This window comes from Streptomyces sp. NPDC029956 (assembly GCF_055574655.1).
In genome coordinates this window covers 60802-76901 of the sequence record NZ_JBVHZJ010000040.1, presented here as the reverse complement: position 1 = coordinate 76901, position 16100 = coordinate 60802, and the positions used below count along the sequence as shown (strand labels likewise).

The 16100-nt window shown below is 73.4% G+C and carries 12 protein-coding genes; 5 read left to right on the top strand and 7 right to left on the bottom strand.

Going from position 1 to position 16100, the window contains the following annotated elements; translation table 11 throughout:
• Positions 1-139: 139 nt before the first annotated feature.
• The 4 genes from ACZ4XX_RS27670 to ACZ4XX_RS27655 all read right to left on the bottom strand — a co-directional run bounded on the left by ACZ4XX_RS27670 (position 140) and on the right by ACZ4XX_RS27655 (position 5358).
• Positions 140-1585: a glyceraldehyde-3-phosphate dehydrogenase gene (locus ACZ4XX_RS27670; RefSeq protein ID WP_187624257.1), complete on the bottom strand. Its 1446-nt coding sequence runs from the start codon at positions 1583-1585 to the stop codon at positions 140-142.
• 122 nt (positions 1586-1707) lie between these two features.
• Entirely contained in the window at positions 1708-2334 is a 627-nt protein-coding gene (locus tag ACZ4XX_RS27665; protein ID WP_468510579.1) for a GNAT family N-acetyltransferase, read from the bottom strand.
• A 99-nt stretch (positions 2335-2433) separates the two neighbouring features.
• Entirely contained in the window at positions 2434-3465 is a 1032-nt protein-coding gene (locus ACZ4XX_RS27660) for a serine hydrolase domain-containing protein (RefSeq protein ID WP_468510578.1), read from the bottom strand.
• Between the two features lie 120 nt (positions 3466-3585).
• Complete coding sequence (locus ACZ4XX_RS27655; RefSeq protein WP_468510577.1) at positions 3586-5358, bottom strand: VanW family protein; 1773 nt, start codon at positions 5356-5358, stop codon at positions 3586-3588.
• 226 nt (positions 5359-5584) lie between these two features.
• Here ACZ4XX_RS27655 and ACZ4XX_RS27650 point away from each other — a divergent pair, with 226 nt between their 5' ends.
• The 5 genes from ACZ4XX_RS27650 to ACZ4XX_RS27630 all read left to right on the top strand — a co-directional run bounded on the left by ACZ4XX_RS27650 (position 5585) and on the right by ACZ4XX_RS27630 (position 13549).
• Positions 5585-6346: an IclR family transcriptional regulator gene (locus ACZ4XX_RS27650; RefSeq protein WP_468510576.1), complete on the top strand. Its 762-nt coding sequence runs from the start codon at positions 5585-5587 to the stop codon at positions 6344-6346.
• A 45-nt stretch (positions 6347-6391) separates the two neighbouring features.
• Positions 6392-6721: a putative quinol monooxygenase gene (locus ACZ4XX_RS27645; RefSeq protein ID WP_468510575.1), complete on the top strand. Its 330-nt coding sequence runs from the start codon at positions 6392-6394 to the stop codon at positions 6719-6721.
• A 95-nt stretch (positions 6722-6816) separates the two neighbouring features.
• Positions 6817-7851: a LacI family DNA-binding transcriptional regulator gene (locus tag ACZ4XX_RS27640; protein WP_468510574.1), complete on the top strand. Its 1035-nt coding sequence runs from the start codon at positions 6817-6819 to the stop codon at positions 7849-7851.
• 236 nt (positions 7852-8087) lie between these two features.
• Positions 8088-12746: an aminotransferase class I/II-fold pyridoxal phosphate-dependent enzyme gene (locus tag ACZ4XX_RS27635; RefSeq protein WP_468510573.1), complete on the top strand. Its 4659-nt coding sequence runs from the start codon at positions 8088-8090 to the stop codon at positions 12744-12746.
• A complete protein-coding gene (locus tag ACZ4XX_RS27630) occupies positions 12746-13549 on the top strand; it encodes a class I SAM-dependent methyltransferase (RefSeq protein WP_468510572.1) in 804 nt (267 codons plus the stop codon). Before ACZ4XX_RS27635 ends, ACZ4XX_RS27630 begins: the two co-directional genes overlap by 1 nt.
• A gap of 18 nt (positions 13550-13567) precedes the next feature.
• Here the strand turns inward: ACZ4XX_RS27630 and ACZ4XX_RS27625 are convergent, their stop codons facing one another.
• Genes ACZ4XX_RS27625 through ACZ4XX_RS27615 form a run of 3 tightly spaced genes read right to left on the bottom strand, consistent with a single transcriptional unit; the run spans position 13568 to position 15862 of the window.
• On the bottom strand, positions 13568-14662 hold the full coding sequence (locus ACZ4XX_RS27625; RefSeq protein WP_468510571.1) for a glycosyltransferase family 4 protein: 1095 nt from the start codon (positions 14660-14662) through the stop codon (positions 13568-13570).
• The gene (locus ACZ4XX_RS27620) at positions 14649-15539 is read right to left on the bottom strand and encodes a PIG-L deacetylase family protein (protein WP_468510570.1); all 891 of its coding nucleotides are present in this window, start codon (positions 15537-15539) and stop codon (positions 14649-14651) included. The genes ACZ4XX_RS27625 and ACZ4XX_RS27620 overlap by 14 nt, the downstream gene beginning before the upstream one ends.
• Entirely contained in the window at positions 15521-15862 is a 342-nt protein-coding gene (locus tag ACZ4XX_RS27615; protein WP_468510569.1) for a hypothetical protein, read from the bottom strand. Before ACZ4XX_RS27615 ends, ACZ4XX_RS27620 begins: the two co-directional genes overlap by 19 nt.
• Between the last annotated feature and the right edge of the window lie 238 nt (positions 15863-16100).

The following is a 16100-nucleotide window of genomic DNA, read 5'->3' as shown; positions in this document are numbered from 1 at the left end:
GGGAGTAGAGCCGCGGTATCCCGCGTACCCACCCCCTCCCCCACCCCCCCCCCCCCCCCCCCCCCCCCCCCCCCCCCCCCCCCCCCCCCCCCCCCCCCCCCCCCCCCCCCCCCCCCCCGTGCCGGTGGGCGGGTGGAGATCAGACCGCCGGGGCCGGGAAGGTCGGGTACTCCACGCCGGAGACGTGCTGGACGACCCGGATGACCTGGCACGAGTAGCCGAACTCGTTGTCGTACCACAGGTAGAGGATCGCGTTGTCGCCGTCGACCTTGGTCGCGCCGGCGTCGACGATCGACGCGTGGCGCGAGCCCACGAAGTCCATCGAGACCGCGTCGGGGGCCGTGGTGAAGTCGATCTGACGCTTGAGCGGCGAGTGCAGCGAGACGTCGCGGAGGTACTCGAGGACCTCGTCACGGGTGGTCTCGCGGCCCAGGCGCAGGCTCAGGATGGCGATCGAGACGTCCGGGACGGGGACGCGGATCGAGCTGCCCGTGATCGGGGCCTTGAGCTCCGGCAGCGCCTTGGCGACGGCCGAGGCGGCACCGGTCTCGGTGATCACCATGTTGAGCGGCGCGGAACGGCCGCGGCGGTCAGCCTTGTGGTAGTTGTCCAGGAGGTTCTGGTCGTTCGTGAACGAGTGGACCGTCTCCACGTGGCCGCGCAGCACGCCGTACTCGTCGTCCATCGCCTTCAGCGGCGGCACGATCGCGTTGGTGGTGCAGGAGGCGCAGGAGAGGATCTGCTCGTCCGGCTTGATCGTGTCGTGGTTGACGCCGTGCACGATGTTCGGCACGTCACCCTTGCCGGGCGCGGTCAGGACGACCTTGTCGATGCCGGGGCGCAGGTGCTTCGACAGGCCCTCGCGGTCGCGCCACTTGCCGGTGTTGTCGATGAGGATGGCGTTCTCGATGCCGTACGCCGTGTAGTCGACCTCGGAGGGGTCGTTGGCGTAGATCACCTTGATCGTGTTGCCGTTGGCGACGATCGTGCTGTTCGCCTCGTCGACCGTGATCGTGCCCTGGAACTGGCCGTGGATCGAGTCACGGCGCAGCAGCGAGGCGCGCTTCACCAGATCCTGCTCGCCGCCGCCGCGGACCACGATCGCGCGCAGGCGCAGACCGTTGCCCGAGCCGGCCTTCTCGATGAGGAGGCGGGCGACGAGGCGGCCGATGCGGCCGAAGCCGTAGAGGACGACGTCGCGTCCGTCGCGGCGCTCGATCTTGTTCTCGCCGGTGGCGCCGGCGACGGCCTCGGCGGTGAACTCCTCCACCGTGAGACCGCGGTTGTCGGTCTTGTACTCGGCGGCCAGCATGCCGATGTCGATCTGGGACGGGCCGAGATCGAGGGTGGTGAGCGTCTGGAGGAACGGAAGCGTCTCGGTGACCGACAGCTCCTCGCCCGCGATCTGGCGGGCGAAGCGGTGGGTCTTGAGGATGCTGACCACCGACTTGTTCACCAGGGAGCGGCTGTGGACCAGGACGGTGATGTCCTGCTCCCGGTGCAGCTTCCCGATGATCGGGATCATCGACTCCGCGATCTCCTCGCGGTTCTTCCAGCTGGTGAACGAGTCGTCATTGACAGTCACAAGTTTATCTTTCGAGCTAGGCGGCGCTCATATGGTAACCCCCGGCCTGTTTGCTCCATCGAAGGGGTGCCGAACGTCACGCTCGGACGCCCCCTCGACCGCCTCCCGGACTCTCTCGCCCCCTACCTGGCCCGCCTCGCCGCCAGACGCCGTTCGAGGGCCGCCCGCCGTTCGGGCCACTCCTCGGCGACGACCGAGAACACGGCGCTGTCGCGGAGGCGGCCCTCCTCGCCCGGCACCCAGGAGCGCGACCAGTTCCGCAGGACGCCCTCGAAGGTCGCCCCGACGCTCGCTATGGCCGCCCGGGAGCGGGCGTTGCGGGCATCCGTCTTCAGGTCCACCCGGGACACGTCCCAGCTCTCGAAGGCGTGCCGGAAGAGCAGGTACTTGGCCTCGGTGTTCACCCCCGTGCCCTGGGCGGAGGCCGCGAGCCAGGTGAAACCGATCTCGATCGCGCAGGGGCCCGCACCGGACGGCCACCACCGCGGGTCCCAGAAGGAGGTGTGGCCCACCACGCGGCCGGTCGCCACGGCCACCTGCGCGTAGGGCGCGAGGAGACCGTCGGCGGCGCGGCCCAGTTGCGCGTCGATGTACGCCCCGACGCCCTCCCGGTCCGGCACCGAGGTGAATCCGTAGGTGTCCCGGTTCTCCTCCGCCGCCTCGGCGAGACCCGGGGCATGGTGGTGCCCCAGCGGCTCCAGGCGCACCAGCGCACCCTCCAGCACCGGTCCTTCGAGGGTGAAGCCCATCGTCCTTGCTCCTTGCGCGTCGAGCACCGTCAAAGATCGTCGTTCGGGGTGCAGACTCGCAGAGTCGCCGTGGGGAGGCACGCCGGTTTCGCGGGGCGGTCACGGGAAGGCGAGGGTCCTGAACACCTCCCGGACGCGGGCCAGGGGGCCGGGGTCCCGGGTCAGGTGGAGGCGGTTGGTGAGCAGGACCGCCCAGCGGTCCCGGGCCGGCGCGACCCACATGCCCGTGCCGGTGAAGCCGAAGTGGGACCAGACGCCGTCCGCCGGTTCCGTGCCCGGCGCCGGGTGCCAGAACAGGCCGCGGGGAGGTTCGAGGCCGCCGGTGTGGACGCGGAGCGAGCCGACCGTCCACTCGGCGGAGAACGTGCCGGGCACCGGGGCGAGCAGGTGGCGCAGGAACCTGCCGACGTCGCCGGTGGTCGTGAAGACCCCCGCGATCCCGCAGGCGCCGCCGAGCAGCCGGGCCGAGAAGTCGTGGACGGTGCCCTTGAGGTGCCGGCCGCTCTCCTCGTCGTACTCGGTGGGCGCGCACCGCTCCCGCAGCGCGGCGGGCAGCGGACCGTACCGGGTCTCCGTCATCCCGAGGGGCGTCCAGACCCGCTCCTCGGCGAGCCGGGGGAGTGGGCGGCGGGTGAGGTGCTCGGCGAGGTAGCCGAGGATCAGGGCCGCCCGGTCGGTGTACGCGACGGCCTCCCCCGGCCGGTGCCGGAGAGGCTCGGCGAGGACGCCGTCCCGGACGTCCTGCGGATCGGAGCCGTACAGGTGCCGGAGGTTGGCGCGGAGCGGCATGCCTGCGGTGTGGGTGAGGAGATGACGGGCCGTCACGTCGGCGAGCGGCCGCCCGGCGGCCTCGGGCCAGTAACTGCCCAGCGGGGCCGTCAGGTCGAGCTTCCCGGCGTCGACGAGGGTGCCGGTGACCGCCCAGACCGCCAGGATCTTGGTGAGGCTGGCGACGTCGAAGAGGGTGTCGTCCCGCATCGGTCCACCGGGGTCCGCCGGGTCGAGCAGCCCGACCGCTCCCGCCGCCAGGGTCGTACGGGAGTCGCCCACGGCCCACGCCATGCCGGGGCAGACGCCCGCGCGCACGGCGTCCGCGAGGAGCCGCTCGAAGGGGTCGCTGCGCTGCGCCAAGGCGGGCCTCCGGACGGTTGAGGGCGGCCCTGGCCTGGTGGGCCGTGCTCCGGAGTCATGCCCCGGCCGTACGGGAAGACACCCTTCCGGTGGTCCGTCTCCCCGCCGGCCGCACGCCGGTCACCTGGTGTCCGTCTCCTTGTCGGGCTGGTCGACCGGCTTGCAGGTGACCTCGTCGCGCGGGGTGTAGTGGGTCTTGAACGTCTCCCGCTTGACCTCGGCGCCGTCGTTCTTGAAGACCCGGTCGACCGAGATGTCGAAACCCTCCAGCGGCGGCTGCGGCACACAGGCCTTGCCGGTGCCCTCGGCCTTCTTGGGCTTCGTGAGGTTGGTGCGCTCCCCGGGGACCGCCTCCACGGAGTCGTACTTCTTCGTCCCGAGGAAGCTCACGGTGACGGACGAGTCCGTCGCGCCGGCCTTGATGTAGATCGGCTTCCCGGAGTCGTTGCGGAACTTCAGGTCGAGCTGGCCCCAGGCCACGGTCGCCTCGCGGCCCGCCGGGTAGCGCTCGATGTAGAAGGAGTGGGCGCCGTACTCGACGGGCTTCACCCCGGCGAAGAACATGGCGTTGAACATGGTGGTGGCCATCGCGGACACGCCGCCGCCGGGGGCGGAGCGGTACTGGCCGTCCAGGATCATCGTGCCGTCGACGAAGCCGTTGTCCGGGGTGCGCTCGCCGACCGTCCTGTTGAAGCTCCAGACCTCGCCGGGCTGCACGATCGAACCGTTGATGAGCTCGGCGGCGCGGCCGATGTTCGTCGTCCGGTACGGAGCGCTCGGGAAGTTCACCGTGAACGTCGACATCTGCTCGGTGATCCCGAGTCGCGCCAGGGAGTCGGACGTCAGCTCGGGCTGGGTGACCGTCGTGGGCACGGCGGCCGTACGCGCGGCAGTGCCCGACCGGGCCAGCAGCGGGCGCACGGCGTCGCCGAGGGCCTTCGCGGTCACCTCGTGCCCCGGCCTGCCCTCCGACTCCACGACGACCCTGCCGTCCCGCACGCCGAGGGTCGCCTCGACGGGCGCGCCGGTCAGGGAGGAGATCGGGTCCGCCACGTCCGCGTCGCGCAGCAGTGCCTCGGCGTCGAGGTCGGCGGAGAGCCGGCCGTTCTCGTTCTTCACGGTGAGGTGGTCGCCGAGCGTCGCGGCGGAGATCCTCAGCCGGTCCGCTCCCGCCGTGAGCGTCACGGGACCCGAGACGGCGGGCTTCGCGTAGGTGTCGAGGAAACGGTTCACCTCGGCCGCGGGCAGCTTCGGCTCGGTCACGGCCACGGGGAGCGTGACAGCCGCGGCGCCGGTGGCGGGATAGGCGGCGCGCAGGGTATCGACGGCCTTGCCCGTGTCCAGCTTCTGGCCGGCGACGGGTTCGGTCGCGACGGCCTTCCCCTCGCGGAAGGCCACGGCCCCCTCGCGCACCGTGCGGTCGTTCTTCCTGGCCAGCTCGGCCACGGCGGCCTTCGCCTTGCCCGCGTCGTACGCGAGGACCGGCTGGATCTCGCGGTCGCCGGACGAGAAGAGCCGCCCGATGACGGTGAACGGGTCGCGGGCGGGATCGGCCGCCAGCTCGGCGGTCTTCGCCAGGTCCACGGTGAGACCGGCCGACGCAGGCGCCACGGTCGAGGCGCTGTCGCCGACCCGCACGGGTATCGGCGCGCTCCACGCGGCCGGGGCCTCGGCCGCCAGCCTGGCCTCGGCGTCGGCACGGCTCATGCCGCCGATGTCCACGCCGCCGACACGGGTGCCGGCGGATATGTCGTCGCCGGTGGCGACGAGCCCCGCCACGTACAGGCCGCCCGCGGCGACGGCGACCACGCCCGTCGCGATCGCCGCTGTCCGGAGACGCGGACGGCGCCCCTCGCGGGGCGTCGGGGCATGGTGGGTCGTGGAGCGGGGCACGCGCTCTCCCGTGGCGTCGAGGATCAGGGGAACACCTGACGGTACGCCGAAAGAGTGTCTTATGCATATAAGGGGGGTTTGACCTGCGGCGATACGGAGGGGTGCGCAGCCGGCACGGAGAGTCGCCGACGAGCGGTACGGAGCGCTCCCGGGTGCCCGTGCCCTCGCCCCCGGGGCCGGACCGCCCGGCGGCTCCACCTCCGCCCCGCACGCCTAAGCTGGACCGATGCCTGCCCCGTCCCCCAGCACCGGGCCCCAGTCCGTCGACCGGGCCCTCGCCGTCCTCGACGCCGTCGCCGACGCCGACCGGCCCGTCGGGGCGAAGGCGCTGGCCAGGCACCTCGGCTGCGCCCTCTCGACCGTCTACCACCTGACCGGGCCCCTCCTCGCGCGCGGCTACCTCGTCCGTACCGCCGAGGGGTACGCCCCCGGTCCCCGCGTCCCGGCCCTGCACCGCTCCCACCAGCGGCACCACGGACTCGGTGCCGGCACCGGCGAGCTCCTCGGCCGGCTGCGACGGGCCACGGGCGCGGAGGCCTACCACACCGCCTATCGCGACGGCCGGATCACCGTCGTCGACACCACCGCCCCGGTCACCGACGCCGCCCACCCCTTCGCTCCGGGCCCCGAACAACGGGCCCACGCGACCGCCCACGGCAAGGCCCTGCTCGCCGCGCTGCCGCGCCCGCTGCGCCGCCGCTACCTCGCGGAACACGGGATGGCCCGGTTCACCGAGCGGACGATCACCAGCGCCGAGCGCTTCGAGGCCGAGGTCGACCGGGTGCGCGGACAGGGCATCGCCGTGTCCGTGGGCGAGGCGGACCTCGCGTACACCTGTCTCGCCGTCGCGGTGCCCGGGCGCGGCGACGGCATCGTGCACGCCCTGTCCGTCTCGCTGCCGACCGCCGGCTTCGCGCGGCGGCAGGGCGAGATCCGGGCGGCGCTCACCCGCGCCGTACCGGAGTTTCCGGCCCTGCCGGAAAGCTGACCGGACCGACTGGCCGCGTCGGCCGGGGCGCCGCAGGCTTGCCGCATGATCTTCATCGCCGTACGTTTCACCGCCCGCCCCGACTACGCCGACCGCTGGCTCGACCTGGTCGCCGACTTCACCCGCGCCACCCGTCAGGAGCCCGGCAACCTCTTCTTCGACTGGTCCCGCAGCGTCGACGACCCGAACGTCTTCGTCCTCCTCGAGGCCTTCGCGGACGCCGCCGCGGGAGCGGCCCACGTCGCGTCCCCTCACTTCACGGCCGGTCTCGAAGCCATGGCGGGAGCCATCGCCACCACCCCCGAGATCATCAACGTCGAGGTCCCGCAGCAGGGCTGGGGCGCCATGGCGGAACTCGCCCCGACCGGCCTCTGAGCCGCCCTCCGGCGGTCCCGGGAAGTGCGCCGCCCCGCCTGATAGGTTCGCGTCCACACGCAGGCGGGGCGGCGGCCCGAGGGGAGAAGCGGCACATGGCGGTGAGCGGGCGACAGACCGGCAGGCCCACCCTTGAGGAGGTCGCGGCCAGGGCCGGAGTCGGCCGAGGCACCGTGTCCCGGGTCATCAACGGCTCCCCCCGGGTGAGCGAACAGGCCAAGGCCGCCGTCGAGCAGGCCGTCGCCGAGCTCGGCTACGTACCCAACCGGGCCGCCCGCGCCCTGGCGGGCAGCAGGACCGACGCCATCGCGCTCGTCATCCCCGAGACCGAGGCCCGGCTCTTCGCGGAGCCGTACTTCCTCGACATCATCCGCGGTGTCAGCACCGAACTCGCCGACGCGGACAAGCAGTTGCTGCTCACCCTGATCCGCAGCGAGCAGGAGCGGCAGCGCTTCGAGCAGTACCTCGCCGCCCAGCGCGTCGACGGCGTCCTCCTCGTCTCCGTGCACGCCTCCGACCCCCTGCCCGACCAGGTCCGCGCCCTCGGCCTGCCCGCCGTCCTCAACGGCCGCCGCACCGAGGACGAACGCGTCGCCTTCGTCGACTCCGACAACACCGGCGCCGGCCGGGCCGCCGTCGCCCATCTCGCCGCGCGCGGTCGACACACCGTCGCCACGATCACCGGACCGCTCGACATGTACGTGGCCCGCTGCCGTCTCGACGGCTACCGGGAGGGCCTCGCGGAGGCCGGCCTCGCCGCCGACGACGGGCTCGTCGCCACCGGGGACTTCACGGAGGAGGGAGGGCGGCGCGCGATGCGCGAACTCCTGGAGCGCCGACCGGACGTGGACGCCGTGTTCGCCGCCTCCGACGTCATGGCCGCGGGCGCGCGCGGCGTCCTGCGCGAGGCGGGTCGCCGGGTCCCCGAGGACGTGGCGCTCGTCGGCGTCGACGACTCGGCCGTCGCCCGGCACATGGACCCGCCCCTCACCAGCGTCCGGCAGCCCATCGAGGAGATGGGCCGCACCATGGCCAGGCTGCTGCTGCAGGAGATCAACGCGCCCAGCGAGCCGGACGAGCAGCCCCGCCGGATGCTCCCGACGGAACTCGTGGTCCGCGCTTCCTCCTGAGGGGTCCGCCGCCTCCTGAGCGGTCCGCCTCCTCCTGGGAGGAGTCCGCCCGGCAGCCCCGGCGGCCTCCTCCTGACGCGCTGCCACCCCGCCCTCGTCCACGCCCCGGTCCCCGCGCGACCGGCTCCGAGATGCAGGCGCCCCCGGGGGCCCGGAGAATGGACACCGTACGGGCCCATCCGCGAACAGGGCGCTCCCGACGGCGTCCGTCCGACCCGGCAAGGGGGCGGTCGACGATGTCGCTGCGCCAGCCGAACCGGCCGCTCACCGCGACCGGGACACTGCGCCGATGGACCCTGGTGTACCTCCTGATCGTGGCCGCGCTGACGGTCGCCTACCTGCAGTTCCCCGCCCGGCACACCGTGCTCTGGGCGCTCATCGGGCTCGGCGGCGTCGTCGCCATCCTCGTCGGCGTCCATCTCCACCAGCCGTCCCGGCGCTGGCCCTGGCTCGTGCTGGCCGCCGCCAATCTCGCCTTCGTGGGCGGCGACACGGCGTACAACGCCCTGGAGGCCTTCTTCGGTCAGACCAGGCCGTTCCCCTCCGTCGCCGACGCCCTGTACCTGGCCACGTACCCGCTGTTCGCCATCGGTCTGTTCGGCTTCATCCGCTACCGGGCCGTCGGCCGCGACCTCGGTGTCGTCCTCGACGCGCTGATCCTCACCTCGGGCCTCGCCCTGCTCTCCTGGGTCAACCTCATCACCCCGCTGGCCAGGAGCGAGGACATGAGCTGGATCGAGAAGGCCATCTCCATCGCCTATCCTCTCGGCGACGTGCTGATGCTCGCGATGCTCGCCCGACTGCTCGTGCCGGGCGGCCTCAGATCGCGGTCCGTGCAGCTTCTCACCCTCGGCACCTGCGGCATCCTCGCCTCCGACGTCATCTACGGCACGCTCCAGCTGCGCGGCACCTGGCAGGTCGGCACCCCCTGGGACCTCGGCTGGGTCGTCTTCTTCACCGCCTGGGGCCTCGCCGCGCTCCATCCCTCGATGACCGGTCTCACCGAGCGCGCCCCCGAACCGGCGCCGCACGTGGCCGAGCGACGGCTCGCGCTCCTCGCCGGTGCCTCGCTCGTCGCCCCCGCCCTGCTGCTGTTCCAGTCGCTGCGGCACGACCGGGACCAGGACATCGCCGTCATAGCGATCTTCTCGGCGCTGATGTTCCTGCTGGTCCTCGCCCGGCTCTGGGGCATGATGAACGACCACGGCAAGGCCGAGGCGCGCGAACGCAGCCTCCGGATGGCCGCCGCCTCACTCGTCGCCGCCCTGAGCCCACGCGAGGTCGCCGGTGCCGTGGAGACGGCGTCCGCCACCCTCTTCGGCCCCGGCACCGGGCACCGGGTCCTCCTGCTGACCCGGGACCGCCGGGGCGGCCTGAGCGGCGTGGCCACCGCCGACCATCCGTGGAGCTGCCGTACGGACGACCTGGCCCGGCCCTCGACGTCGGCGTCGCGGACATCGAGGGCCGGGCCGCCCGCGCACGACTCGACCGCGCCCGCGAACCCCTCGACCCCGCCCGCGGACGAGCCGAGCGGGAGCGGGAACCCCACGGCTTCCGATTCCGGCCCGGCCCGTCCCCCCGCCGATCCGGCCCGTCCCGCCGCCGAGCAGCCTCAGCGGCCCCCGGAGGCCGCCTGGCCCGAGACCGTGTCCGACGGCACCCGACTCCTTCCCGTGTCCCGGCTCGACCCCGCCGTCGCGGCGGAGCTCGCTCCCGAGCCCTTCGCGCTGCTCTGCCCCCTGGAACTCCAGGCCCCGGCAGGCCCCGAACCGCTGCTCGGCGTCCTGCTCATCGCCGGCCCCGAGAAGAAGCTCGCCGAGATCTCAGGCCCGGCCCAGTCCCTCGCCTCCCAGGCGGCCCTCGCCCTCGAACGCTTCGCGCTCAGCGAGGAGGTCAACCGCCGCACCAGCGAGGCGTACTTCCGTACCCTCGTGCACAACACCTCCGACGTCATCCTCATCGTCGACGACGACGACACCGTCCGGTACGCCAGTCCCTCCGCCGAGGCCATGTTCGGCCGCCCCCTGCTCCCGGGCACCCCCCTCACCGACCTCGTCGCCCCCGCCGACACGGCCTCCGCCCTGCGCGTCCTCGCCGACGCGCGCACCCGGGCCGCCGTCGACGCCCGCGACGACTGGAAGCTCATCCACGGCGGGCAGGCCGACCTGGAGGTGGAGGTCCGCTGCAGCAACCTCCGCAACGAGCACACCGTCCACGGCCTCGTCCTCACCCTCCGCGACGTGACCGAACAGCGGAAACTGGAACGCGAGCTCACCCACCGGGCCTTCCACGACTCCCTCACCGGGCTCCCCAACCGCGTCCTGCTCCTCGAACGGGTCGAGCGGGCCCTGCTCAGGGGACGCCGCGAATCCACCCTGACCTGCATGCTCTTCGTCGACCTCGACGACTTCAAGGTCGTCAACGACACCATGGGCCACTCCGTCGGCGACGAACTCCTGGTCGCCGTCGCCCGCCGCCTCACCTCCGTCCTGCGGCTCACCGACACCGCGGCCCGGCTCGGTGGCGACGAGTTCGCCGTCCTCATCGAGGGCGCGCGCGAACCCCGCGACGCCGAGACCCTCGCGGCCGAGATCGTGCACACCCTGAGCCAGCCCTTCCACCTCACCGACGGAGCCGTGTCCGTGTCGACCAGCGTCGGCGTCGCGACCGTCCTCGACAGCGCCCACGCCGAGGAACTCCTCGGCCACGCCGACCTCGCCCTGTACGCCGCGAAGGCGGCCGGGAAGAAGCGCTGGCGCCTCTTCCACCCCGAGTTCCACTCCCGGCTCGTCGCCCGGCACGAACTCCAGGCGGGCATGGACACGGCCATCGCCGACAAGGCGTTCGCCCTGCGCTACCAGCCGATCGTCGAGGTACGCGACGGCGCACCGGCCGGCCTCGAAGCGCTCATCCGCTGGCCGCACGCCCGCCGCGGCATGGTCCCGCCGGACCAGTTCATCGCCTTGGCCGAGGAGAGCGGCCACATCATGCCGCTCGGCGCCTGGGTCCTCGAACACGCCGCACTCGACATCGCCCGCTGGCAGCGGGCCCGCCCCCGGAAGTCCCCGCTGTACGCCAGCGTCAACGTCTCCGCCCGCCAGTTCCGCGACCCGGGCTTCCTCGAAGGCGTGCGCCGCACCCTCCACTCCTCGGGGCTCGCGCCCGGCTCCCTCGTCCTGGAGCTCACCGAGACCGTCCTGATGCGCAGGGACGCGCAGATCAGGACCACCATGGCCGCCCTGAAGGACCTGGGCGTCTCCATCGCCATCGACGACTTCGGCACCGGATTCTCCTCGCTCAGCTACCTCCGCGAGTTCCCCATCGACGTCCTGAAGGTCGACAAGTCGTTCATCGACAACATCACGACCGACCCGCAGCAGGTGGCGCTCGTCGAGGGCATCGTGCGCATCGCCGACGTCCTCGGCCTCCAGGTCGTCGCCGAGGGCATCGAGCACGAGGAACAGCGCGCCCTCCTCGCCGACATGGGCTGCCGGTACGGGCAGGGCTTCCTCTTCGCCCGCCCCATGACCGCCCACCAGGCCGAGTCCTATCTGCACCGCGCCCCGCCGTCCGGCGCGCGTCCGGCCGCCCGGCCCGCCGTCCGCCCCGCCGCCCGGGCGGCACACCCCCCGCGCGCCTCCCGCTGGCGCGACCTCGAACACCTCCACCGGACCAGCCGCATGTGCGACGCCGTCATCGACGAGATCGACGGCCGCCGCATCCGGGTCGGCGACGACTGGCTCATCGACTTCGCCTCCTGCAACTACCTGGGCCTCGACCTCGACCCGACGGTCATCGACGCGATCGAGCCGGAGGTCAGGCGCTGGGGCACCCACCCCAGCTGGTCCCGGCTCATCGGCAGCCCGCGGCTCTACCCGCAGATCGAGGAGCGGCTCACCGAACTCCTCGGCGCCTCCGACACCCTGCTGCTGCCCACCATCACCCTCATCCACCAGTCGGTGATCCCGCTCCTCGCCGGCACCGGACAGGTCTTCATCGAGGCACAGGCCCACCGCACCGTGTACGACGGCTGCGTGGCCGCCCGCGGCCAGGGCGCCGAGATCCACCGCTTCCACGCCGATCGGCCCGACGAGCTGGAGGCGCTGCTGCGCGGCGCGCCCGCCGACGCGAGCCGCCTCATCTGCATGGACGGCGTCAACAGCATGACCGGCAACTTCCCCGACCTGCCCACCCTGGCCCGGGTGTCGCGTGAGAACGGCGCCCTGCTGTACATCGACGACGCCCACGGCTTCGGGGTCATCGGGGAGCGCCGCCCGGGCGAGACCAGCCCGTACGGCGCGCGCGGCAACAGCATCGTCCGCCACCTCGGCGAGACCTACGACGACCTGGTCCTGGTCGGAGGCTTCTCCAAGGCCTTCTCCTCGCTGCTCGCCTTCCTCGCCGTCCCGAAGTGGCTCAAGGACCACCTCAAGGTGGCAGCGGCCCCGTACCTGTACTCCGGCCCCTCGCCGACGGCCTCGCTCGCCACCGCCCTGGCCGGACTCGACGTCAACGAGGCGCGCGGGGACGAGATCCGGGCCGACCTCCACCGCATGACGGCCCGTGTGCTCGATCACGTCCGCGCGCTCGGCATCGCCACCCCCAACACCGACGGACTGCCGATCATCGAGATCCCGCTCGCCGACGCCGACGACCTCGACCGGGTCGCCGGCTTCCTCTGGGAACACGGCATCTACGTGACACTCGCCTCCTACCCCCTCGTCCCGCGCGACCGGGTCGGCTTTCGCGTCCAGGTCACCGCCGCCAACACCGACGAGGAGATCGAGGAACTCTGCACGGCGCTCACCGAGCTCGCCGGGCGCTTCTCCCTGCAGCCCGCCGACGCCGCACGCCCCTCCGCGGTCACGGCCGGCCGGACACCGGAGCCGCCGTGATGGGCACGACCCAGGTGCGCCGCAACCGGGACGCCGACTGGGACGCCTGGCCCGTCACCGACTACCTCGCCGAGAACTACCGCCGGCTCCACCCCTGCGACATCGGCGTCATCCACCACCACGCCGCCGTCTACCGGCGCTGCGCCCCCGGCAGCCTGGCCCGCACCCTCGAACTCGGCGCGGGCCCCAACCTCTACCCCCTGATGCTCGCGGGCGCCGCCGCCCGCCGGATCGACGCCCTCGAACCCAGCACCGCCAACCTCGGCTATCTGCGCCGCCAGCTCGACCACGGCCCCGACGCCAGCTGGCGGCCCTTCTACGGCCTGTGCCGCTCCCTCGACCCCGCCCTCCCCGAGAGCAGCACGGAGGCGCTGCGCCCGGTGCGGGTCGTGCCCGGCACCGTCGACGACGTGGTCCCCGGCACGTACGACCTCGCCTCGATGAACTTCGTCGCCGAGAGCGTCACCGAGGACTTCGGCGAGTTCACCCTGTTCTGCGACGCCTTCGTGCAGGCGGTCCGCCCCGGCGGACGGCTCCTCGCCGCGTTCATGGAACGCATGCCGAGCTACCGGATCGGCGCGGGCCCGGTCTGGCCCGCCTGCCCGGTCGACGAGGCGGCCCTGCGGGCCGTCTTCACGCCCCGGACCACCGGTCTGCGGATCGACAGGGTGGCCAAGGACCCGACGCTGCCCGAGTACGGGGACACCGGCATCCTGCTCCTCACCGCCGAGCGGCCGGACGACCCCGCGGACCCCACCCGTGACCCCGCTGCGGACAGCACCGCACCGCCGGGTCACGGGTGACGGCGGTCGGCTCCGCGGTCACGCCAGCAGCTCCCGGTAGAGGGCCGCGTATCGGGCCGCGAACCGCTCGGGACCGAAGTGGTCCTCGACGAGCGCCCGGCCCCGCTCGGCGAGCACGTCCCACGAGCGCGGCTGGTCGAGCAGCCAGGCCAGCTGCTGCCCGGTGCGGCGCGCGTCGCCCGCCGGGGCGCGGAGCACCGCGTTGCCCAGGTCGGCGAACTGGGGGAGGTCGCTGAGGATCGCCGGCCGCCCCGAGGCGAGCGCCTGCAGGACGGTGAGCGGGATGTCGGCCATGCCGACGCGCGCCGTCGGCGGGAACAGCAGCACATGGACGGTGGCGAGCAGCTCGCGCATGTCCTCGACGTAGCCGCGCACCTCGAAGTCCGTGAGCCCCGCCGCACCGGCCCGTTCCCGCAGGGCCTCGTCGAGCATGACGTTGTCCTGTCCCGACCGTCGGCGCATCGCGAGCACGAGCCGGAACCTCGCCCCCGCGTGCACCGCCTCCACCGCCGCGTCGATCGCCGTCTCCACCCCTCCGCACGGATCGTGGTGCCCCGCGAACAGCACCACGGGGAACCCCTCGGGGCGGGGCAGACAGGGCCACTCGTCCAGGGCGATCATGGGCGGGATCACGCGTATGTCCCCGAAGTCCGCGGCCCGCAGCCGTCGTGCCATCGACTCCGACAGCGCGATCGTCGTCCCCAGCGGGCGGACGCGTTTCAGGAAGTCGGTGTCCATCACCCAGGGCACGGTGTGGACGACCGGCCGCCCCCCGAGCAGCAGCGGCCGCAGCCACGAGAAGGCCGGGAACACCCGCCCGACGTTGAGGAAGGCGTGCACCAGGTCGACCCGGCGGGACCACAGGGTCGCGGCACCCGCGGCCTGCACCCGCTCGGGCAGGTGCGGCAACCCGTCGCGGGAGAGGACGCGCACGGGCCGGCCGCGCTCCGGCGAGGCCTGCCGGCCGGACGGCCACTGGGAGAACCAGACGAAGTCCACGTCGGGCAGGGCGTCGAGCACGTCGGCGGCGAGCCGCACTTCACCGCCGTCCGCCCCGTCCAGCGGACTGCTGGTCAGGAGCAGGACACGCGGGCGCCGCTCAGAGTGGCGCATCGCCCGCTCCCGTCACGGCGACCCCGTAGGCGCGCTCTGCCGCAGGCCGCCGAGGCGTGGGCTTCTGCGCCGTCCACCCCTTCTCCGGGAGGAGGTACACCTCGGGCACGCGCGGGATGCGCCCGTCGGGGAACAGATCGGCGGCCTGCGTGCCGTACCCCCGGATCAGTTCGGCCTTCCGGTCGAGGCCCCGCTCCCACGCGCGGCCCACCAGCCGGTGCCGTCCGGTGAAGCGGGTGTCGGGGCCGGCGTGCTGGTTGTACGGGAACTCGCTGTAGTACACGACCCGGCGGCCGCTCTCCTCCGCGGCGGTGCGGACGAGGACGTGGTCGGCGTGCCCGCCCACGCCCAGCGGAGCGAGGAGCACACCGCCGGAGCGGCGGGGCAGCAGCTCGTCGACCGTCGCCCCGACCAGGTGCAGGGTCTCGGCGTCGCGCGGGGACATCCGGCCCCGGGACAGGTGCAGCCTGCCCGTCGGATACACCTGGGCCAGCTCGGGCAGCACCCCGGCCAGCCGTTCCGTGCCGGGCCGGGGTCGCGGCAGCCGCCGGAACAGCCCGTCGACCAGCCCGACATGACGGCAGCGCACCTCGAGCCGCTCCAGGACCCGCCGGTCCTCGGCGCGCCGCTCGGCGAACAGTTCCTCCGCGTCCCCGGCGCCGATCCGCTTCAGGTACCGGCGTGCGGAGAGCGTGTACGGCGGTGGCGCGGCCTCCGTGAACAGTGAGGCGATCGTCACCGGCGCCCGCCGCCCCGCCCATCCGAGCAGCCCGCCGCAGGACAGGACGGCGTCGTCCAGGTGCGGCGAGAGCACCAGGATGGGGACGCCCGATCCGACGACGGTCCGGACGAAAGTGGTCAGCGGGTCGTCAGCCATGACGCGCCTCTCCTTCTCGGCCGTCGTGCGGAGGCGGGAGTGTCCAGAAGCCGGTGGGCCAGGGCCGGACAACCGCCCGTCATCTGGTCCCAGGTGTAGTGCTGGGCGGCGAGTCCCGAGCGCCGTGCGAGCCTGCGGCGGAGCTCCGGGTCCGTGGCCGGCTCGTTCATCCGCGCGGCGAAGGCCGCCACGCTCTCCTGCCGGCCCCGGCCCGGCAGGGTGCCGGGCCCGGTCTCCACGAGCAGTGTCGGTCCGTATCGGTCCGCGATCCGCCGGAGGGCGGACGCCGACGCCGAACCGGCCGGCGGCGGGTCGAACCTCACCAGGCCGTCGAGCGGTCCCCGGTCCGTGAGGACGACGGACTCGCCGCCCCGTGCGCGCGTGCGGGCCCGCAGCCCGGCGATCGTGATCCGGGCGGCGAGCTCGCACGCTTCGAGGAACGCGTGGGCGGGGGGGGGGGGGGGGGGGGGGAGGGGGGGGGGGGGGGGGGGGAGGGGGGGGAAAAGACCCGAAAGGGCCGGAGCAATTGCGGCAGTGGGGGGGGGGGGGGGAAGGGGGGAA